Below are 19,471 nucleotides of genomic sequence, written 5' to 3' on the forward strand. Positions count from 1 at the left end.
TTGATACTGACAGTACGCATTCCCTGGAATCAAGAGAAAACCCGGTCGAGACCTATGACCTGGGTCACGCACCGGACCTGCGGATCCAACACGGCCTGGCGTTGCGTACTGCCGGTACGTGTAAGCTCCGCTCGTGCCCCGCTCCTCCGCCCGATCCGCACCGAGCACCATCACCCGCTCGGAGATCGTCGACGCCGCGATCCGCGTGATCGACCGCGACGGCCCGCGCCCGAGCATGGACGACATCGCCCGCGAGGCCCGCATCACCAAACCCCGCCTGTACCGCCAATTCGCCGACAAGGCCGACCTCTACACCGAAATCGGCAACCGGCTGGCCAAATCCGCCGCCACCGCCGCGGGCAGCGACCTGACCTTGATCCTGCAACCGCCCCGGGTCGCCCTGGGCCGCGTGCTCACCGCCTACGCCGACAGCATCCTGGCTCACCCCAACGTCTTCCGCTTCCTCGGCCAAGCCCAGGTCACCCAGCAGTCCGACGGCTCGGTCCTGCAGTTCGACCTGGGCCGCGCCGCCGCGAGCCGCTTCTCCGCGCAGGCCCGCGAGATCGCCGAATCCCTGGCCATCGATCCTTCGGGCATCGACTATCTCGCGCGCGCCGTCGTCGGTGTCGTCGTGGCGATCACCGACCTGTGGCTCGGCGACGCCGGCCGTCCCGCACCCGAGCGCACGGCCGAATTCGTCGAGCAGGCAGGCGAATTCGTCTGGGGCCTGGTCGACGGATTCCTCCGCCGCCAAGGCATCACGGCCGACCCGGACACCCCGATCCTCAGCGTGCTCAACGCGGTCGACCGCTCCGACCGCACCGCCGGCTGATCCGGTGCCCACGGTTCTCCCGAATCCCGTATCGAAAACCCCTGGGGCGCACGTACGCTGGCATTTTGGTGTCGAGACGAGGAGTTCAGAGCGATGAACGACCCCGTGGCGGGTTTGACGGGTACGCTGACATCGCCGATCCGGGGAGCCGGGATGCTGGGTGAGGTCCTGGTGGCGATTCGCGGGGGGACGGAACTGTATATCGCGCGTGCGACCGAGCCGATTCCGGCGGGGGCCACCGTGCTCATCATTTCGGTCAATCCCGGGCGCATCGTCGATGTGGTGCCCTGGATCGAGTTGGGTTCGAAGCCGGAAATATAAAGGGAGATTTGGGTGCTGGGCTATCACGTGCCGGATCCGGACGAGGCGATGCTGGTCAGCGGCGCCAAGGTCAAGGACAACGCGCCGTTCAGGGTGGTGATCGGACGCGGCATGTGGGTGATTCCGCTGTTCCGCAAGGTGCGCTATCTGTCGCTGGCGATGTTCGAGTCCGAGATCAGGGAGCGCTGCGTCACCAAGCAGGCGATCCAGCTCGACGTGCGCGCGGTGATCGCGTTCAAAGTCGCCAACGACACGCAGTCGATCGTGAATGCGGCGCAACGCTTCCTGTCGGAGCAAGAACAGGAGATGTCGGTGCTCACCGGCCGGATCTTCTCCGGTCATCTGCGCTCCATCGTCGGCTCGATGACGGTCGAGGAGATCATCCGGGAGCGCCAGAAGCTCGCCGACGAGGTACTGGTCGCCTCGAAGGTGGAGATGAGCAACATCGGCCTGTGGGTCGATTCGTTCCAGATCCAGTCCATCGACGACGGCAACCTCGGCTACATCAATGCCCTGGCCGCGCCGCACAACGCGGCCGTGCAACGGGACGCGCAGATCGCCCAGGCGCAGGCCGCGCAGCGAGCGGCGGAGGCCGAGCAGGAGTCGCAGCGCCGGCAGGCGGAGTACGCCCGGGAGACGGCCGTGCTGAAGGCGCAGTACCAGCGCGATATCGACAAGGCGAACGCCGAGACGGCGCAGGCCGGCCCGCTGGCCCAGGCCATTGCGCTGCAGGAGGTGCTCACCGCACAGGCCGCGCAGGCCCGCAAAGAGGCGGAATTGCGCGAGCAGCAGCTGCAGGCCGAAATCGTGAAACCGGCCGAGGCCGAAGCCGAGCGGGTGCGCATTCTGGCGGTGGCCGAGGCCGATCGCACCCGGATCCAGGCCGAGGCGGCGGCGTCCAACAACCGGATCGCGCTGGATCAGTTGCTGATCGAGCAGCTGCCGGAAATTGTGAAGCAGGCGTCAGTCGGACTGTCGAACGCCAATCTCACGGTGCTCAACGGACCGGACGGTGTCAGCGAAATGGTGAATGGAATGGTCGGTCAGGGATTGACCGTCTTCAACTCCTTGCAAAAGGCGCTTTCGAACAACGACGAAGGAAAAACGGAGCTAAAGTGACCGGATAGTTCACGGCGGCGAGGAGCGGGTGTTTTGGTGTCCATCGGGAAATTGGTGTCGTTCGACAGTTCTCGGGGGTTCGGTTTCATCCGGCCGGAAGACGGTGGTCCGGATGTGTTCGTGCACGTGAACGACATCGGCCTCGACGAAGACGAGCTGCGCCAAGGCCGGGTATTCGAATTCGATGTCACCGAGGGCGACCGGGGGCCGAAGGCGGTCAATCTGACTGCGGTCGGCGGCCAGCCGAATACTCCCGCTCCCCGCCATAAGAAAGACCGTACGGTCACCGGGAGTCTGTCTGCCGCCGAACACAAACGCCTGATCACCGAACTTTTGCTGGATGCCAGCCCCGCGTTGACCGCGGGGGAGATCCTCACCATCCGGGATCGATTGACCGCCTTCGCCGAGCAGCACGGCTGGCTGGACTGAGTAGGTCCAGGCCCGCCGTGCGGCCCGGGTCAGTGGGAGGCCGCGGCACCCCGGGTCGAGGCGAGCTTGGAGTATTCCTGTCGTTCCGCGGCGCGGCTGTCCGCTTGCCGCTTCTTGAGGAACTTCGTGGCCGCCGTCGCGATCCCGGTGATCGCGAGGGTGCGTAGCAGCTTGCCGATCATTCCTGACTTGTTGTGCGCCATGCCGAACCGCCTTCCGCGCGTTGCCGCGCTTCTCGAAGTGTTCTGGAGCAATGCCGCAACCCAGGGTAGCCACCTTCTGGCATCGACCTCATTTCTCCTGGTAGATCGCTGTCCGGATCGATTTGCTGCTGCTCGGCCGCGCGTTCCGAGCGCACGTGTCGGACCCGCCACATACGATCGAGCCGAACGCACCGATGAATGTGCGCCGCTCACGACGTCGACATGGGTGATGACGTACCGAACCCGAGGAGGAGCGCGTGGACCTGCCGGTGATGCCACCCGTGAAACCGATGTTGTCCAAGTCGGCGCCGTCGGTGCCGAGCGGCCCGGGCTTCAGTTATGAGCCGAAATGGGACGGGTTCCGCTGCATCGTGTTCCGCGACGGCGACGAGGTCGAACTCGGCTCCCGCAACGATCGCCCGCTCACCCGGTATTTTCCCGAGGTCGCCGAACTGCTGAAGCAGGCGCTGCCGGAGAAATGCGTGGTGGACGGCGAAATCGTGATGGTCACCGAGGACGGCCTGGATTTCGACACCTTGCAGAACCGGCTGCACCCGGCCGCCTCGCGGGTCGCCAAGCTGGCCGTCGAGACGCCCGCCAGCTTCGTCGCCTTCGACCTGCTGGCCCTCGGCGACAAAGACCTGACCGAGGAGCCGTTCACCGAGCGCAGAAGGCTCCTGGAGACGATTCTCGACACCGAACCAGCCCGCGTGCACTTGACGCCGATCACCCAGGATCCGGAGGTGGCGCAGGACTGGTTCACCCGGTTCGAGGGCGCGGGCTTCGACGGGGTGATGGTCAAAGCCAACGACGAGGCCTACTTGCAGGACAAGCGCGTGATGCTGAAGGTCAAGCACGAGCGCACCGCCGACTGCGTAGTGGCCGGGTTCCGCTGGCACAAGGATGGCGAAGGCGTGGGTTCACTGCTGCTCGGCCTGTTCGACGAAGAAGGCATTTTGCACCATGTCGGAGTCGCGAGCAGCTTCACCAAGGCGCGGCGCGCGGAACTGGTCGACGAGCTGAAACCGTTGCGCGAGAACGCGTTGGAGAACCATCCGTGGCGCCAGTGGGCCGATATGGCTGCCCAGGCCAAAGCCGACGGCAAGATGCCGGGCGGGGTGAGCCGCTGGACCGGCGGCAAGGACCTGTCCTGGGAGGCGTTGCGCACGGAGCTGGTGGCCGAGGTCCGCTACGAGCACGTGCAGTCGGGCCGGCTGCGGCACGGCGGCAGGCTGGTGCGCTTCCGCACCGACCGCACGCCCGAATCCTGCACCTACGCCCAGCTCGAAGAGGTCGCACCGGCCGAGCTGAGCGCCATCTTCAGTGAGGCGAGAAAATGAGCGCGTCGGCCGAGATCGAAACCGACGGCCGGATCGTCACCATCAGCAACCCGGACAAGGTGTATTTCACCAAACGCGGTGAGACCAAACTGGATCTGGTGCGCTACTACCAGGCCGTCGCGGAACCGTTCCTCGGCATCGTGCGGGACCGGCCGCTGCTGCTGGAGCGCTATCCCGATGGCGCTTCGGGCAAGTCGTGGTTCCAGAAGCGGGTGCCGAAGACCGCGCCGGACTGGCTGCACACCGTCGAGGTGTCCACGCCGAACGGCACCACCAGTGACGCGCTGGTGGCCCACGATCTCGCGCACATCCTGTGGGCGGTCAACCAGGGCTGCTTGGGTTTTCACGTGTGGCCCACCCATGCGGGCGCGGACGCCGAGAGCACGGCTCCGCCCGTCTTCGATGCCGCCGGGACCGAACTTCCGCCCACCGGCGTCACCGACGAACTGCGCATCGACCTGGATCCCTCGCCCGGCATCACCCTCGACGATCTGAAGTTCGCCGCGTTCCGCACCCGGGACCTGCTCGCCGAACTCGGCATCGACTCCCGGGTCAAGACCTCGGGGTCACGCGGCCTGCACATCTACGCCCTGCTGGAACCGAAGTGGGACGGCTACCAGGTCCGCGCGGCCGCGGTGGCCCTCGCCCGGGAACTGGAACGCCGCCACACCGAGCAGATCACCGCGGCCTGGTGGAAAGAGGAACGCGGCAACCGGGTGTTCGTCGACTTCAACCAGAACGCCCCGCACCGCACGGTTTTCGGCGCCTGGTGCGTGCGGCCCAAGGTCGGCGCGCAGGTCTCCACCCCGATCGCCTGGTCGGAACTGGACGCCGTGGTGCCGGAGGAGCTGACCATCGCCACCGTGCCCGCGCGGCTGGCCGAAGTGGGTGACCCCTGGGCCGATCGCAAGCCGCAGTCCATCGCGCCGCTGCTGGAGATGTCGGAGCGGGATATGGCGGCCGGACTCATGGACGCGCCGTGGCCGCCGGTGTACCCGAAGATGCCGAATGAGCCGCCGCGAGTGCAGCCGAGTAAAGCGAAGAAGGAAACCTCCTAGGAGGTCCAGCGGGCCCAAGTGCCGTCGGCGCCGCCCGCCTCGCAGACCAGGGCGCGGCCTTCGGCGCTGCGCCCGGTCTTGGCGATCGACGGATCGCAGGTCTCGCCCTCGGTGTAGCGGCCGGTGCCCACGTTGTAGGGGCCCGACCACTCGTACTTGCCGGACTTGGACAGGCACAGCAGCGTCCCGCCGTCGGAGCCGGAACCGATCATCCCGGCCTGCGCCTCCGAGCAGGACGCGCCCTTGCGCACCGCTGCCGCCGTGGTCGAGGGAGTGCTCGGAGCTGCCGTGGTGGGCGGTGCGGCGGTCGTCGGAGCCGCCGTGCTCTGCGGGACGGCGCTGCTCTGCGCCGCCGTCATCGACTGGGTGGCTACCGGACTCTCGGTCTTGGATACCAAGTCGTCCAACGCGTTTCCCGACATGAACACAAAACTCGCCACCGCCGCCGCCTCCGCGAACCCGAGCAGCAGCGCGAAGGTCGCCATGCTCTTGCCCTTGGGGTGGGTGAAAGCGATCATGCCGAACACGATCGCCACCGGGAACAACAAGACCAGCGCCGCGACGAGGGCGACGATGGCATAGGGATTGACGACCGGCCGGCGTTCCTCGCCGAACTCGAGATCCTCGGCTTGCACCTGCGGCCAGCGCTGGTCGGCGCGGGCGGCTGCCACGTCGCGCTCCCAGCGGTCCTCTTCGGGTAGCTCCTGTCGTCGCCGCTCGCGCTGCCACTCTTGCGTCCGTGCCATCAAGGTCCCTCTCGCATCAACCATCCGCGCAGGTGCCTCGGGCTAACCGAACCCCGCCCCGATTTCGACCCACAATAGGTGCCCAAGGCAACGACTTCAGCGGAAGCCGGAAATAACGAACTCGATAAGGGCTAGCCTGGTATTGCCACTTGTTTGCCGAATCCCGTAGGAGGATGCCATGTGGGGTGATCGCAGTTATTCGGAAGAAGAACAGCAGCTGAAAGGTCAGCGCTGGCATGCTCAGGCGGGTGATCTGCTGGGCGATAACCACAACGTCCCGGGTGTGGTCCTATGCGCTTTGGGCATCGTGGCCGTCGCGTGCGCGCTCACCGCGGCCGGATACGGCTACGAAGGCTGGGCGGTGATGGGCGCAATCGTCGCGGTCGCCCTGTGGCTCGCCGGGCTCGCCGTCCTCACCTTGGAACACCGCCGCCACGGGCGGATGGAGATCGAGCACGAACGGCTCGGGCACCCGGCCGATTCCCGGTACTCCAGGCGCTATAACGCCGTGCGGGTGCGGTACCAGCAGAACTGGCGCTCCTACCGGTAGTTCAGGCGTTGCCGACCTTGGGCATCGTTTCGGTGACCAGGGTTATCAGCATGTCCGCGAGCAGTTGGTGCACCTGGATGCGATCCAGGGTGCCGCGCACAATCCATTCGCGCCCAGCCACTTTCACCAGCCCACCGTAGGCGCGCACCAGTGCCTGCAACTGTGCACTGTGTGCCGAATCGGCCAGGCCGACCATGATCAGCATGCGTTCGGCGGCCGCGTCGTCGGCCTCGTCCAGGATCTGCTGCACTTCGGGGTCGTTGCCGACGCCCTCCAGGCTGGTCACCTTCACCCAGGTGCTGCCGTGTTCGGAGATGGTGTCCAGCAGCCACTGCACGCTCGCGTCGACCCGTTGGCGCGTGGTTCCGGTGGGCGCGACCAGTGCTTCCGGGCGGGGCAGGGTCACCATCCGGCGCACCACCGCGAGGTAGAGGTCGCGCTTGTTGCCGAAGTAGTGATTGATCAGCCCGCGGGCCACCCCGGCACGCTGGGCCAGTTCCGCGGTCGAGACCGCCGCGTACGGGCGCTCACCGAACATGTCGATGGCGCAGGCCAGGATCTGCGCGCGCCGCTCGTCGGGTTCGAGCCGACGGCGGCGCGACGCAGGGGCCGTGTCAGAGAGCCCGGGCAATGAGATCCTTCATGACCTCGTTGCTACCCGCGAGGATGCGCAGGACGCGGGCGCCGGTGTAGAGCTGCGAAATGGGGTACTCCGTCATGTAGCCGTAGCCGCCGAACAGTTGCAGGCAGCGGTCGACAACGATACCGAGCTGATCGGTCAGCCAGTACTTCGACATGGCGGCGGTCGGGATATCGAGTTCGCCGCGCAGATGCTTGTCGATGCAGTCGTCCAGGAAAACCCGGCTGATCTTGGCGATGGTGGCGCATTCGGCGAGTTCGAACTTGGTGTTCTGCATGGCGAACAGCGGCTTGCCGAAAGCCTCACGGCCCTTGGTGTATTCGACGGTGAGCGCGACGGCTTTCTCCATCATGCAAACCGCGAGGATGCCGGTGACCAGGCGCTCCTGGGCCAGCATCTGCATCATCTGATAGAAGCCCTGGCCCTCGGCCTCGCCGAGCAGGTTCGAGACGGGCACGCGCAGGCCGTCGAAGAACAGCTCGGCGGTGTCCTGGCCCTTGCCGCCGATCTTGCTGAGGATGCGGCCACGCTTGAAGCCGGGGGTGTCGTCGCCGACCTCGGCGAAGATCAGGGAGACGCCGGCCGCGCCCTTGGTCGGATCGGTCTTGACCGCGAGGATGATGCCGTCGCACAGCCAGCCGTTGGAAATGAAGATCTTCGAGCCGGTGATGACGTACTCGTCGCCCTCACGCACGGCGCGCGTTTTGATGGCCTGTAGGTCCGAGCCGGTGCCCGGTTCGGTCATGCCGATGGACAGCACCATCTCGCCGCTGGCGGCCTTGGGCAGCACGCGCCGCTTGAGCTCCTCGGAACCGAAGTGGTGCAGGTAGGGCGCGATGATGCCGCTGTGCACCGACATGCCGAGCGAGCCGTCCCCGGCCGCGGTCTGCGCCTCGATGACGGCCGCCTCGTGCGCGAAGGTGCCGCCACCGCCGCCGTATTCGGCCGGGATGGACGCACACAGCAGACCGAGTTCGCCGGCCCGGTTGTAGAGCTGGCGATCCGGATGACCTTGGGCGACGAACTTCTCTTCGTGCGGGACGACTTCTTTCTCGAAGAACGTCCGAGCGAGTTCCCGTACCGCTTCGACCTCGTCGTCACTCCACACCGCGCGCGCCATTGTGTCCGATCCTCTGCTCGACCCGTCCGGCCCCGATGCCGGTCTACGACAAAGGTTCCACCACTATTGGCAGGCTGTCAACAAACTCAGGCGGACCATTTGCCGCGCACCGCGTGGTACACCTCGGCAGCCGGATCGGCAGTGATCTGGTCGGTGTCCTTCTCGTAGTCGTAGAGCTCGGCGTAGCGGCCCCAATCGATGGCCAGATCGAGCTGGCGGCGGGCGTCGTCGGGGGAGAAGCCGCGGCGCAGCAGATCCAGAAAGAAGCTCGCCTTGAGGGAGCCGTCGCGGCTGCCCGCCAGGCCTTTACAGATGGTGCGGACCAGCGGCGCGCGGTGGCGGGCCTGCTCGGCGAAGATCTGCTTGGACTCCTGGATACCGGCGGTGGTGAAGCGGCTGCCGATCTCGGTCAGCTCGACATCGCCGGATTCGACGGTGGCCAGGCCCAGCATCTCGGCGGCATCGACCAAGGGAAGCAGGTCGTCGAGCTCGAAGTTGAGTTCGTCGGCGACGACCGGCAGATCGGCCCGTCCACCCGCGGCGTAGACGAGTTCGACCAGCCCGGCCAGGCCGCCGGGCGAGGCGTCGGGCAGTGGCCGGGCGGTCGGGGTCGCGGTATCGGGTTCCGGCGCGGCGGGTTCGGTGTCCCGGCCGGTCAGCAGACCGTAGATCTGGTCGACCAGCGCATCGAAACCGGCGGCGCGCTTATCGCGGGGCCGCGGTTGGGTGATCGGGATTTCGGCGATGATGTGCCCCGGGTTGGAGCCGAGCACCAGGACGCGGTCGGCCAGCAGCACGGCCTCCTCGATGTTGTGGGTGACGATACAGACCGCCTTGGACGGAAAGGAGTCGCCCGCCCACAAATTGACGAGTTCGGTGCGCAGGTTCTCGGCGGTCAACACGTCCAGGGCCGAGAACGGTTCGTCCATGAGCAGCAGGTCAGGTTCCAGGACCAACGCGCGGGCGAATCCGACGCGCTGGCGCATACCGCCGGAAAGCTCCTTGGGATAGGCGCTTTCGAAGCCGTCGAGCCCGATCATGTCGATCGCCTCGAGGGCGCGCCTGCTGCGCTCGGCGGGCGCGACGTTGCGGGCGGCCAGGCCGAGTTCGACATTGTCCTGCACGGTCAGCCACGGCATCAGCGCGAAGGACTGAAAGACCAGCGCCGCACCGGGATTCGCGCCGTTGACCGGCTTGCCGCGGTAGCGCACCGCACCGGTGCTGGGCCCGATCAGCCCGGCGATGATGCGCAGCAGCGTGGACTTGCCCGAACCCGAACGCCCCAGCAGCGCAACGACTTCGCCCTCGCGCAGTTGCAGATCGATATTGTCCAGCACGCGCAGTTCGTCGCCCGCGGTGCCGGTGAAGGACTTGCTGACTCCTCGGATGTCCAGTAGGACGTCGTTCTGGGTCATCGGAAGATCTCCTGTCGAAAGATTTTGGGTCACAGTGAGTACCGCCGTTCGGCCAGGGCGTAGAGGCGCCGCCAGAACAGCCGGTTGAGCAGGACCACGTAGATGCTCATGACGAGAATGCCGATGAGCACGCGGGGCGAGTCACCGGCGCTGGTGGCCTGGGCGATGTAGGCGCCCAGGCCCGTGGCGACCAGGGTGGTGGAGCCGTACTCGACGATCTCGGCGACGATGGAGGCATTCCACGCCCCGCCCGCCGCGGTGAGGCCGCCGGTGACGTAGCTGGGGAAGATGGCGGGCAGAATCAGCTTGCGCCACCACAGTTTTCGCGGCAGTTGCAGATTGGCCGCCGCCTCGCGCAGGTCGTTGGGCACGGCGCTGGCGCCGGCGATCACGTTGAACAGGATGTACCACTGGGAGCCGAGCGCCATCAGCAGGATGGCGGCCCAGTTCAGGCTGATCCCGGTGGCGACCAGCGCGGCGGTGACCATGGGGAAGAGGAAGTTGGCCGGGAAGCTGGCCAGCACCTGCACGATCGGCTGGGCGAGCCGGGACACCTTGGGGTTGAGCCCGATCCACACACCGATCGGCACCCAGATCAGCGAGGCGATCACCAGCAGCACCACTACGCGCAGCAGCGTGAGGAACCCGAGCCCGAACGCGTGCGCCACTTCGCCGAAGCCGACCGTGGATTCGATGTACTGCCACACTCGGTACCCGCCATAGGCGACCACCGCGGCCACAACCGCGCCGAACACCCAGTCGCCTGCCCGCCGGCGCGGCACCGAGGTGTGCAGCGGGTATTCGGCCAGCCCGAACACGCTCATGGCGCGGTCCAGCGGCGCGACCAGCGGGCCGAAGATCCGGCCGAGCAGCGCGGGAATGTGCGAGCGCCGCAACAGGTTCAGCACCAGGCTGCGCGGGGCCTCCGCCCCCTTGGAGTCGCCCATCCGGAACCGCTCGGCCCAGGCCGTGATCGGTCGCCAGAACAGGAAGTTCACCCCGATCACCAGGAGCACCATGACCCCGACCGCGATCAGGACCTTCGACAGATCCTGCTCGGCGGTCGCGGCGGCCACATAGGAGCCGATACCGGGCAGCGCGTACTCGCGGTTGTGCACCGAAATCGCCTCGGAGGCCACCAGGAAGAACCAGCTGCCGCCGAAGCTCATCATGCCGTTCCAGACCAGCGGGATCATCCCGCTGGGCACATCCATCCGCCAAAACCGCTGCCAGCGCGTCAGTCTCAGGTTGCGGGCGGCCTCGTCCAGCTCACGCGGCTGCGAGGTGAGGCTGAAGTAGAAGCTGAACGCCATGTTCCAGACCTGCGCGGTGAAGATGGCGAAGATGGACGCGGATTCCAGGCCCAGCTGCGAACCCGGGAACAGGGCGATGAACCCGGTGACGGTGAACGAAAGGAACCCGAGCACCGGGATCGACTGCAGGATGTCCATGGCGGGCAGCAGCACGGCCCGGGCCCGGCGCAGCCGTGCGGCGGCGGTCGCGACGACGAAGGTGAACAGGATCGAGGCCGCCAGCGCGATGAACATGCGCAGCAGCGACCGGGCCGCGTAGTAGGGCAGTTGTCCCGGATCGGTGGAAACCGCGGCGGGAGCGGTGGTTTCGTCGAACGGGACGTTCATGGTGTGCGAGATCCGCAGCAGCGACCAGATCAGGACGGTCGCGCCGACGAAGACCACCGCATCGGCGATCGGGCTGCGCGGCCGTTCCAGCGCCGCGTCCCGGGTGGGGTAGGCGAACACATTCATCGGCTACGACCGTCCCGCCACGTTGTCGACGGTGATCTCCCAGCCCGCGCTGGTGACCGAGGGCTCCAGGCTCAGCCGGCTGACCGCCGATTCCATCTGCCGGTCGTCGCGCTGATCTCCGGTGAGTTCGGCGCGCACCGCCACCCGGCCGGGGATGTCGGTGTTGGCGCTGGAGACGGAGATCAGCCGGAAGTCGGTGCGGGTCAGCGCCTGCACGAGCAGCACGCGGACATGCGCCTCGTGCTCGTCGTCGGTGACCGCCTCGAAGGAATACTTGGCGGGCTGTTCCTCGTGGGCCTCGGGCCGCTTGTCCACCGCGCGGGCGGCGGCGCGCAGCGCCACGTTGACCACGACCACGGCGACGGTGCCGATCGCCGCGGTGTCCAGCATGCCGGCGCCGGCGAGGGCACCGACCGCGGCCGAACACCACAGTGTCGCAGCGGTATTGAGCCCGCGGACATTCAAGCCGTCCCGAATAATGACACCGGCGCCGAGGAAGCCGATGCCGGAGACGATCTGCGCGGCGACCCGGGTGGGGTCGGCGACCGCGCCCTCGAAGCCGTGGGCCGACAGGAGCACGAAGAGGGTGGATCCGGCGGCGACGAGCGCATTGGTGCGCAAGCCCGCTTCCCGGGCCCGGAATTGGCGTTCGAAGCCGATCGCGGCGCCGAGGCCGACGCCGGCGAGTAGCCGGATGATCATCTCTACTGTTGACATCACGCACTCCTGAACTGAGTCGAGCGCACCATCGAACAGCGGTTAGGGCACAGCCCGGGAGGACAGAGCCGCTGCGAAGGTGACGCCGAGCGAATAGCTGGCTATCTGAGATTTCGGACTATTACCGCCGGGCATCCGGCTCACCTCCTTCGGCTGTGTGCGCGCACGAAAAAGCACGCGGCATGACTAATCGTTGCAGAGCGCAGGTGAGGAATCCGGCTAACCCGCCGGTGGGGACCTCTCCTCGTAAGACCTTTGGCACTTCACGGCGTGAACCCGGTAGTACCGGGAGCCAATCGGGATCACCCCTTAAGCCGGGGAGACCTGTCCTGACCCGGGGCGTCTCTCGACGTTCGGGGTCGCTGGCCTATATCCGTGAAGGAGCCTCAGCGAACGATCGGCACCTTGCGGTTGCCAGTTAACCTCGGACTCGGGTCGAATGCAACCCGGATTATTTGTAGACCGACCGGTAGACGGTGATGGTCGCGACGATGTGATCGACGATCTGTTCGCGGGTGGCGCGTAGCGACCCGTTCAACCAGGCCGAGAACATGCCCGCATTACCGCTGGCCATGGTGACCGCGGCGAGGCGGCGGCGCACCGGGTCCTCGATGTAGGCGAACAGGTGGTCCTGGATCAGCCGGGTGAAGGCGGGCATCACCGCGATGGTGGTCTGGCCCAGGCCGGTGCTGGAGTACGGCTCGACCAGGAACAGCCGGGATTTGCGGGGATCTTCGAGCACCTTGTCGACCAGGACGTCGGACAGCTCGCGGTCCCGGGCCGGATCGTTGGCCTCGGCGAAAGTGGTCATCGGACCGAGGAATTCGTCGGCGACCTGGCGGTAGAGGACGTCCAAGAGTTCGTCGCGGCTACCGAAACTCTCGTAGAAATAACGGTCGGTGAGATTGGCGCGGCGGCACACCGCGCGCATCGTCACTCCGGCGGCCCCGGATTCGCCGATCAGGTCCAGCGCGGCCTCCAGCAACGTGGCGCGGCGCGCCTCCCGCCGCTCGTTGAGCGTCGTCCCACCCCAGATGCGGGGGCCGCCGTCAGCTGATTCCTGGCCTGTTTGCACCGCACCACAGTAATGCCCCGGCCGCGCAGGACCCGCATCACCGGGGGAGATGCGGGTCCCGCACCGGGTCAGGAGGTCACCAGGCAGACGTTGCCGAGCTTGAAGCCGGTGCCGACGGTGAGCTGGGTTTGCCGATCGTTGAACGCGCCCCAGGCGATCAAGGTGTGGGTGCCTCTGGTCAGGGGCGTCCACTGTGCGACGGCGGTGCCGGAGCTGCCGACCCAGATGACCCCGGGCGGGTCGAACACGCCGCCGTGGAAGTCCCAGAACAGCACTGCTTCACCGTTGCTCGCGGTGGCGGTGACGGTGTAACTGCAGCCGGTGCCGTAGACGGTGGAGCTGCCGAAGCTGAGCCCCTGTGACACGCTGATGCTGGAGACCAGGGCGGGTGCGGTGGGTGCGGTCAGTACGATTGCCGCCGCCATGGCGCCGAATGTGGTTGCCGCGGCCGCGGCCGATCGCTTGGATCGAAACATCACGGATCATCCCTCTCGCGCCAGCAGGACGGTACCGATCACGGTGGGAATCTGGCGCACACCCCGACGCCGGGATCAGCCCTCGCGGGCCTGGACCGGACGGCAGCGCCGCCGCCGGTACTCATAGTCTGCGCGTATAACCCCGATGACACGCTGGAAACGGTGTGCGAAAGTCCCGCTCACGCCCCACTTTCCAGCGGCAGTCCGGCGTCGCGCCAGGCGGTGATGCCGCCCTCGAGGTTCGCCGCGTCGTAGCCGTCGCGGCAGGCGAGGGCGGCGAAACGACGCGACACCTCACCGACCGGGCACACGAACACCACCGGCCGCGAACGCGGAAACGGAATGCCCTGGGCGAGCATGTCGTCGAGTTGATCGTCGCGAATGTTCAACGCGCCCGGCACATGTCCGATCCGGTAGGCCATGGCGCCGCGGGTATCGACGATGACGGGGCGGCCGGTAGCTTCGAGCTGCGCGAGCTCGGCGGGTGAGAGGGCCGGTGCCGCGGCCAGTTCCGTGGCGGTGGCGGGCGGGCGGCGGTCAGTGCGGCCGAACAGTCCGGGACGGCGCTTCTTGATGTAGGACAGGTACGGCTCGAGGCGGTCGCAGACGATGACGACCGCGACGAGCGGATCGTCACGGCCCGAAAGATCCAGTGCGCCCAGCGTTTCCAGCGCGGCGGCATAGGCCGCGCCGCTGGTCGGACCGGCCAGCACACCGTAGCCGTTGACCAGATCCATGGTCGCGTCCACCGCCCGGCCCGCTTCGACGGTGACGATGTGGTCGTAGAAGTCGGGCTGGAACAGGCCGACATCCCACATCTCGGTCTCCGAGCGGATGCCGGGAATGAAGTCCGAACGCTCGGAAACCACGGCGATCGTGCGCAATTCGGGATTGTGCTTGCGCAGGTAGGTGGCGGCGCCGCGACTGGAGCCGGTGGTGCCGAGGCCGCCGATGAGGTAGTCGACGCGGGTCCTGCCGTCGGCGGCCAGATCGTCGTGGATCTCCCGGCCGGTGCCCTGGCAGTGCGCTTCCACGTTCTTCTCGTTGGTGTACTGCGAGGGATGGTGATAGGTGCCCGGTTCGGCGGCCATGGTCGAGGCGATCACCGAGTAGACATCGTTCGGCGTCGTCGGATCCGGGCATTCGGAAAGCCCGGGCAGCTCCACGATCTCGGTGCCGAGCAGTTGCAGGAGATCACGCACCTCGGCGACCTTGATCCGGTTGGTGACCGCGCGCAGCCCGATGCCGTGCAGCGCGCCGAGGACGCGCAGCGCCTTGGCGGTGTTGCCGCTGGAGGCCTCGATGAGACGCTGTCCGTCCGCGCGGAGTCGGTCCACCTCGTCACGGATCATGGCCCACGCGACTCGATCCTTGACCGAGCCGAAGGGGTTGTGCGACTCCAGTTTCGCGTACAGCTCGACGCCCGCGAGCCGGTGCACAGCGGGGTCCAGGCGCAGCAGTGGCGTGTTACCGATCAGCTCGGTGATGTGGTTGTAGGGCATTACGGGGCACCGGTTGGCCGTCGTGGCGCCTGCCGTCCGCTCGGTGGTTGCGGCACCCGGGGTGCGCGCGGTGGAATCCGGCGTTGCGGCGGTGGGGGTGCGCTGCGGTGCGGTTCGTAGTCGCCGTCGCGGCACACCTGAAAACTGCCCGCCCGCAACACGACCGCGAGTTTGGCGGGCAGCGGGTGCATCGAGGCCGGGGCAGCGGACAGATCGGAGTGGTAGGCGGCGGTATTCGGGAAGATCACCAGGTCGCCGGGGCGAGGGCGCTCGGGCAGCCACACCTTGTGATTGGTGATCATGTCGCGTTCCAGGCACAGCCGGCCCGCGAAATACACACCGACGGGGCCGGATTCGTGCATCGGCGTGAGCACGGGGGAGGTGTCGGAGGACGTGCGCAGCGGGGTGACGGTGGCCCCACCCGGATGTGCCGCACCCGGTCGGTGTGCGTTCGGCCGCGGCGCCGGGCCGCGCTCGTGCGCGCTGCCCGAGAGGATCACCGGATCGACCATGACCTCCTGATCGGCCGGTGTCACCGAGTCCCGGCTCAGGTCGAGGTTCACCAGCACGGTGCCGTCGGCGAGGTCTTTGACGAAAACCACTCGCGCCACCGTGATCCCGGCATGATCGACCAGCGCCTTGCCGGGTTCGATCCAGATGTCGAGCATGTTGTCGGCAGCGATCTGGGCGACGGTGCGCCCGCCGTGCCGCTCCAGCGGTGAGCTCAGTACATCAGCCAGCATGCGGTGTGCTGCAACGGTATTGGCGTACTTGTGGAAGACCGGCGTGCCGTGCACGGCGCCGCCCTCGAGGTGATAGCCGAAGGTATTGTTGGACCAGGTCATCGGTTCGCCGCGACCCAGCAGCGCCTCCCGCAAGGCATGGACGTAGCCGTCGAAAGCGGCCGCGTCGTCGGTGAACACCTGCCGGAAGCCGCCGCCGATATCGAGCACCGTCGGGCTCAAACCGTGGCTGTAGGCCTGCTCGATCAGCGCCAGGCAGGCGTCGATGGCCCGCACCCGCTCCGCGGTCTCCCCGGAGTCGAGGTGAAAGGCGAAGCCCAGCAGGGAAATGCGGCTCCGATTTGCCGAAAGCAGATCGAAGGCGCGGTCCAGGTGCGGCAGCGGCACCCCGAACCGGCTCACCGGGGTTCCGAGGAAGCCCGAGACACGCAGCAGCACAGGAACTCTCGCTCGGTCACCGGCGAGCTCGGCGATGCGGCGCAGCTCCCACAGATTGTCGACATTGATGGTGGCGGCGCAATCGATGAGATCACGCAGGAACACCTCGCCTTTGGGGCCGGTCGCCTCGATCCGCATGGTCCCGAACCCCGCGCCGACGGCGCTGGCGAGTTCCTGCGGCGAGGCGACATCGACGGACGCGCCCGCGTGCTCGGCGGTGCGGACAAAAGCGCGGGACCGATTCACCTTGTGCGCGTAGCAGATTCGATGCCGGGGCACCTGTCGCTCCAGCACCGCGCGCAGGCGCTTGAGGTTCTCGGCATACACCTGCGGGAACACCAGGTGCACGGGGGAGCCGAACCGGACGAGGGTTTCGTCGACGGCGTCGCGGGTGTCGAGGAAAGCGCGGACCAGCGGATGGATCTTCGGCGGTAGCGCGGGCGGACCGGTCATACCGCGGATTCCGTCGGCTGCTGGGCGGGCTTGTCGGCGACCGGGTTGTAGCCGCCGTCCCGGATCGCCTCGAACGCGCGCGCCCGGTTGCGCGGGCTGCGGAACTCGGCCACCACCCGCTTGCTGATCAGATCGATCTCGGCGACCTTGATGCCCATGTTCTCCAGCACCCCGGTGATGGTGCGGACACAGTGCTTGCAGTTCATGTCCGGGATATAGAAGATCTGATCCTCGGCCGAGGCCGGGTCGTCGGCGGTGAGCTCGTCGAATTCGACTGCGACCTCGACGATCTCGCACCGTGACGCGATCCGGCCGAACACCGCCACGAACTGATCCGCGACCAGCGGCAGCAGACTGTAGTGCGCACCGTCGAGCTGATGCGGCATGGCGGCCAGGCAGGCGGGGCGGGTGCCCGCGGGCAGCAGCGCGTACTGGCGGGAGATGAGATCGAGGTCCTCGTGATATTTGGCGATCGCCTCGGCGACCGTGAGCCCCTCGGAGGTGGTGGCGCGACGCATGACCATGTGCGCGTCGTCGATGGTGGCGTCCTTCATCGCCCGCAAGGTGGCCACGGTCTCGGCGGTGTAGCGCACGGTGCCGTCGGGTTGGGAGGCGAGGGTGACCGGGATCATCCCGCGCCGGTAGGTGGAGGCCTGTAGCTCCCAAAACCAGCGCGTCGCCACCGCGGCGAAGATGCCGGATTCGTGCATGCCCTCGGCGAATTCGGCCGGGCTGCGGTAGGGCGTCTGCCGGGCGAGCAGCGCGTGCTGGGCCAGCGCGCGCCCGGTGGCCTCGATACCCACGCGGAAGATCTCGAAGGGTTCGTGATCGGTGGTGGTGCCGTTCAGGACCGCGTGGTCGCGCGGCCCGAGCGCGCTGATACGTTGCGCCAGTTCGGTATTCGCCGCCACCGCGTGCCACAGCACGAGCGCGGCCTCGCGCATGGCGATCGGCATGATCGGGCCCAGCCCGTCGGCCCGATAGTGACCGGTATTAGGGACGCCGTCGCTGTCGGTCCAGGCGATCCGATGCGTGGCGCTGGTGACCTGATACGGCCGGCACGGGCGCATGAACCGCTCCAGATACAGCCGCTGCGAATAGGTGAGATGACTGTTCGGCTCGGTCGCCAGCGCGGTGCTGGTGTATTCGACACGCAGCTTCCCGGGCGACTGCAACGGGGTGTCGAAGAGCCCGGGCTGGGCCAGGCAGGCCAGGACCCGGGACGCGGCCCGCCGGTCATAGCGCGGCACATCGATGGTCACGAAACCTCCTCGGCAATCGTCTCGACGCACGCGGTGAAGCGGTCGATCTCGTCGAAGGTGTTGTAGATATGCGTGCTGACCCGCACGGAGTCGGTGTCGGCACCCTCGGCGGAAGTGCAGTGCAGCCCGGTGCGCACCAGGAATCCGAGTTCACTCAGTACGAAACCCAGATCGGTGGCGGTGATGCCGGGAAGGGTGAACGAGACGATGCCGTAGCCGACCGCGCACGGCGCATACGCCGGGCCCGGCAGGAACTCGCACCCGGGCACCCGGCGCAGCCCGTCGATCAGACGCAGCGTCAGCTCACGATTGTGCGCGGCGACGACCGACATGTCGAAAGATTCGAGCACCTCGAGCGCGCTACCGAGTGCGAGGATGCCAGGGATGTTCTGGGTGCCGCCCTCCAGTAATTCCGGCATACCCGCCTGGATCAGCCCGGCGTCGGTGAGCCGCACCCCGGAGTTACCACCCGGCAGGAACGGCAGCAGCCGATCATGAATCCGGCGGTGGCAGTAGAGGATTCCGGTGCCGGGCGCGCCGAACATCTTGTGCGCGGCGAACACCGCGAAATCCGCGCCGAGTTCGGTGACATCCACGGGCAGGTGCCCACCGCTCTGACTGCAATCGAAACACAACAGCACATCGGGGTCGATCCGGCCGCGCAGTTCCTCCAGGGTGGTCAAACCCCCGAACACGTGATGGAGATGGCTGGTGGTGATCAACCGGGTGCGCGGGGTCAGTTTGGCGAGAATATCGGCGGTGTCGGCTTCACCGGTCTCGGTGATCCGATAGCCGACCAGTTCGATGCGGCGGCCGAAGCGGGCCAGCAGCTGGCGCAGATGATGCCAGGGATAGACGTTGGAAGCGTGATCGCGCGGGTTGAACAGAATCTGGTCGCCATCGGCGAGTTCGGCCAGCCCCCAGGACAACGCGACGGCATTGAGCGCGGCGGTCGCGCCACCGGTGAACACCACCTCGTCGGTGTGCTGGGCCCCGATGAACGCCGCGGCGCGGGCCCGCACCCGGGACAGCCGGGCACTCAGGCCGGTGGCCCACGGGTAGGTGCCGCGGCCGGCATTGGCGGTGCGGGAGGAGTGATAGCGCTGGATGGTGTCGATCACCGGGCGCGGTTTCTGCGTTGTCGCCGCGCTGTCGAGATAGACCTCGCTGGAGTCGGCCAGCGCCGGGAACAACGCGCGTACGGATTCCGGAATGTGGGGCGCTCGGGCGGGCGCGGTTGGGGGCAACGAACGCTCCCTTCACAGG

At 67.2% G+C, this 19,471-nt stretch carries 20 protein-coding genes and 1 riboswitch; of the genes, 7 read left to right on the plus strand and 13 right to left on the minus strand.

Translation table 11 applies throughout. The features are described from left to right. The first annotated feature begins 133 nt into the window (after positions 1–133). The 4 genes from IBX22_RS27320 to IBX22_RS27335 all read left to right on the plus strand — a co-directional run bounded on the left by IBX22_RS27320 (position 134) and on the right by IBX22_RS27335 (position 2,701). Positions 134–832: a TetR/AcrR family transcriptional regulator gene (locus IBX22_RS27320; protein WP_194818555.1), complete on the plus strand. Its 699-nt coding sequence runs from the start codon at positions 134–136 to the stop codon at positions 830–832. Positions 833–925: 93 nt separating this feature from the next. Beyond that, positions 926–1,153 carry a hypothetical protein gene (locus IBX22_RS27325; protein ID WP_194818556.1) on the plus strand — a complete coding sequence of 76 codons (228 nt, stop codon included), beginning with the start codon at positions 926–928 and terminating at the stop codon, positions 1,151–1,153. A 12-nt stretch (positions 1,154–1,165) separates the two neighbouring features. Beyond that, positions 1,166–2,272, plus strand: coding sequence for a flotillin family protein (locus IBX22_RS27330; RefSeq protein WP_194818557.1), 1,107 nt, complete (start codon positions 1,166–1,168; stop codon positions 2,270–2,272). A gap of 36 nt (positions 2,273–2,308) precedes the next feature. Beyond that, entirely contained in the window at positions 2,309–2,701 is a 393-nt protein-coding gene (locus IBX22_RS27335; RefSeq protein WP_375540280.1) for a cold-shock protein, read from the plus strand. Between the two features lie 29 nt (positions 2,702–2,730). Here the strand turns inward: IBX22_RS27335 and IBX22_RS27340 are convergent, their stop codons facing one another. After that, positions 2,731–2,904 (minus strand): hypothetical protein, encoded by a 174-nt coding sequence (locus IBX22_RS27340; RefSeq protein WP_194818558.1) that lies wholly within the window; start codon positions 2,902–2,904, stop codon positions 2,731–2,733. Between the two features lie 257 nt (positions 2,905–3,161). Here IBX22_RS27340 and IBX22_RS27345 point away from each other — a divergent pair, with 257 nt between their 5' ends. After that, a complete protein-coding gene (locus IBX22_RS27345) occupies positions 3,162–4,244 on the plus strand; it encodes an ATP-dependent DNA ligase (RefSeq protein WP_194818559.1) in 1,083 nt (360 codons plus the stop codon). Continuing rightward, entirely contained in the window at positions 4,241–5,302 is a 1,062-nt protein-coding gene (locus IBX22_RS27350; RefSeq protein WP_194818560.1) for a DNA polymerase domain-containing protein, read from the plus strand. The genes IBX22_RS27345 and IBX22_RS27350 overlap by 4 nt, the downstream gene beginning before the upstream one ends. Here IBX22_RS27350 and IBX22_RS27355 read toward each other — a convergent pair. Next, entirely contained in the window at positions 5,299–6,048 is a 750-nt protein-coding gene (locus IBX22_RS27355; RefSeq protein ID WP_194818561.1) for a hypothetical protein, read from the minus strand. The two genes, IBX22_RS27350 and IBX22_RS27355, sit on opposite strands and share 4 nt — an antisense overlap. Positions 6,049–6,226: 178 nt before the next feature. Here IBX22_RS27355 and IBX22_RS27360 point away from each other — a divergent pair, with 178 nt between their 5' ends. Beyond that, positions 6,227–6,598: a hypothetical protein gene (locus tag IBX22_RS27360; RefSeq protein WP_194818562.1), complete on the plus strand. Its 372-nt coding sequence runs from the start codon at positions 6,227–6,229 to the stop codon at positions 6,596–6,598. A gap of 1 nt (position 6,599) precedes the next feature. On the opposite strand, the gene IBX22_RS27365 is transcribed toward IBX22_RS27360, so the two are convergent. The 11 genes from IBX22_RS27365 to IBX22_RS27420 all read right to left on the minus strand — a co-directional run bounded on the left by IBX22_RS27365 (position 6,600) and on the right by IBX22_RS27420 (position 19,452). Further along, positions 6,600–7,229, minus strand: coding sequence for a TetR/AcrR family transcriptional regulator (locus IBX22_RS27365; protein WP_194818563.1), 630 nt, complete (start codon positions 7,227–7,229; stop codon positions 6,600–6,602). After that, the gene (locus IBX22_RS27370; RefSeq protein WP_194818564.1) at positions 7,213–8,358 is read right to left on the minus strand and encodes an acyl-CoA dehydrogenase family protein; all 1,146 of its coding nucleotides are present in this window, start codon (positions 8,356–8,358) and stop codon (positions 7,213–7,215) included. The genes IBX22_RS27365 and IBX22_RS27370 overlap by 17 nt, the downstream gene beginning before the upstream one ends. Positions 8,359–8,444: 86 nt before the next feature. After that, on the minus strand, positions 8,445–9,773 hold the full coding sequence (locus tag IBX22_RS27375; RefSeq protein ID WP_194818565.1) for a nitrate/sulfonate/bicarbonate ABC transporter ATP-binding protein: 1,329 nt from the start codon (positions 9,771–9,773) through the stop codon (positions 8,445–8,447). A gap of 29 nt (positions 9,774–9,802) precedes the next feature. Next, positions 9,803–11,539 (minus strand): ABC transporter permease subunit, encoded by a 1,737-nt coding sequence (locus tag IBX22_RS27380; protein ID WP_194818566.1) that lies wholly within the window; start codon positions 11,537–11,539, stop codon positions 9,803–9,805. 3 nt (positions 11,540–11,542) lie between these two features. Then, positions 11,543–12,256, minus strand: coding sequence for an MgtC/SapB family protein (locus IBX22_RS27385; protein WP_194818567.1), 714 nt, complete (start codon positions 12,254–12,256; stop codon positions 11,543–11,545). 233 nt (positions 12,257–12,489) lie between these two features. Then, positions 12,490–12,661, minus strand: a riboswitch (M-box (ykoK) riboswitch). Between the two features lie 46 nt (positions 12,662–12,707). Then, positions 12,708–13,331 (minus strand): TetR/AcrR family transcriptional regulator, encoded by a 624-nt coding sequence (locus IBX22_RS27390; protein WP_194818568.1) that lies wholly within the window; start codon positions 13,329–13,331, stop codon positions 12,708–12,710. Positions 13,332–13,399: 68 nt separating this feature from the next. Next, positions 13,400–13,756 (minus strand): hypothetical protein, encoded by a 357-nt coding sequence (locus tag IBX22_RS27395; RefSeq protein ID WP_194818569.1) that lies wholly within the window; start codon positions 13,754–13,756, stop codon positions 13,400–13,402. Between the two features lie 230 nt (positions 13,757–13,986). After that, on the minus strand, positions 13,987–15,309 hold the full coding sequence (locus IBX22_RS27400) for a pyridoxal-phosphate dependent enzyme (protein WP_194818570.1): 1,323 nt from the start codon (positions 15,307–15,309) through the stop codon (positions 13,987–13,989). Next, the gene (locus tag IBX22_RS27410) at positions 15,309–16,943 is read right to left on the minus strand and encodes a decarboxylase (RefSeq protein ID WP_228539480.1); all 1,635 of its coding nucleotides are present in this window, start codon (positions 16,941–16,943) and stop codon (positions 15,309–15,311) included. The genes IBX22_RS27400 and IBX22_RS27410 overlap by 1 nt, the downstream gene beginning before the upstream one ends. Continuing rightward, a complete protein-coding gene (locus tag IBX22_RS27415; RefSeq protein ID WP_194818571.1) occupies positions 16,940–18,205 on the minus strand; it encodes a heavy-metal-associated domain-containing protein in 1,266 nt (421 codons plus the stop codon). Before IBX22_RS27415 ends, IBX22_RS27410 begins: the two co-directional genes overlap by 4 nt. Next, a complete protein-coding gene (locus tag IBX22_RS27420) occupies positions 18,202–19,452 on the minus strand; it encodes an aminotransferase class V-fold PLP-dependent enzyme (protein ID WP_228539482.1) in 1,251 nt (416 codons plus the stop codon). The genes IBX22_RS27415 and IBX22_RS27420 overlap by 4 nt, the downstream gene beginning before the upstream one ends. Positions 19,453–19,471 lie beyond the last annotated feature (19 nt).

It is taken from the genome of Nocardia sp. XZ_19_385 (genome assembly GCF_015355755.1).
Lineage (GTDB): Bacteria > Actinomycetota > Actinomycetes > Mycobacteriales > Mycobacteriaceae > Nocardia.

Excerpts from the sequence above, each read along its gene's own strand:
- IBX22_RS27400 (WP_194818570.1), bottom strand. The coding sequence starts at position 15,309 with ATGCCCTACAACCACATCACCGAGCTGATCGGTAACACGCCACTGCTG.
- IBX22_RS27375 (WP_194818565.1), bottom strand. The coding sequence starts at position 9,773 with ATGACCCAGAACGACGTCCTACTGGACATCCGAGGAGTCAGCAAGTCC.
- IBX22_RS27385 (WP_194818567.1), bottom strand. The coding sequence starts at position 12,256 with ATGTCAACAGTAGAGATGATCATCCGGCTACTCGCCGGCGTCGGCCTC.
- IBX22_RS27410 (WP_228539480.1), bottom strand. The coding sequence starts at position 16,943 with ATGACCGGTCCGCCCGCGCTACCGCCGAAGATCCATCCGCTGGTCCGC.
- IBX22_RS27380 (WP_194818566.1), bottom strand. The coding sequence starts at position 11,539 with ATGAATGTGTTCGCCTACCCCACCCGGGACGCGGCGCTGGAACGGCCG.
- IBX22_RS27325 (WP_194818556.1), top strand. The coding sequence starts at position 926 with ATGAACGACCCCGTGGCGGGTTTGACGGGTACGCTGACATCGCCGATC.
- IBX22_RS27340 (WP_194818558.1), bottom strand. The coding sequence starts at position 2,904 with ATGGCGCACAACAAGTCAGGAATGATCGGCAAGCTGCTACGCACCCTC.
- IBX22_RS27360 (WP_194818562.1), top strand. The coding sequence starts at position 6,227 with ATGTGGGGTGATCGCAGTTATTCGGAAGAAGAACAGCAGCTGAAAGGT.
- IBX22_RS27395 (WP_194818569.1), bottom strand. The coding sequence starts at position 13,756 with ATGGCGGCGGCAATCGTACTGACCGCACCCACCGCACCCGCCCTGGTC.
- IBX22_RS27370 (WP_194818564.1), bottom strand. The coding sequence starts at position 8,358 with ATGGCGCGCGCGGTGTGGAGTGACGACGAGGTCGAAGCGGTACGGGAA.
- IBX22_RS27350 (WP_194818560.1), top strand. The coding sequence starts at position 4,241 with ATGAGCGCGTCGGCCGAGATCGAAACCGACGGCCGGATCGTCACCATC.
- IBX22_RS27355 (WP_194818561.1), bottom strand. The coding sequence starts at position 6,048 with ATGGCACGGACGCAAGAGTGGCAGCGCGAGCGGCGACGACAGGAGCTA.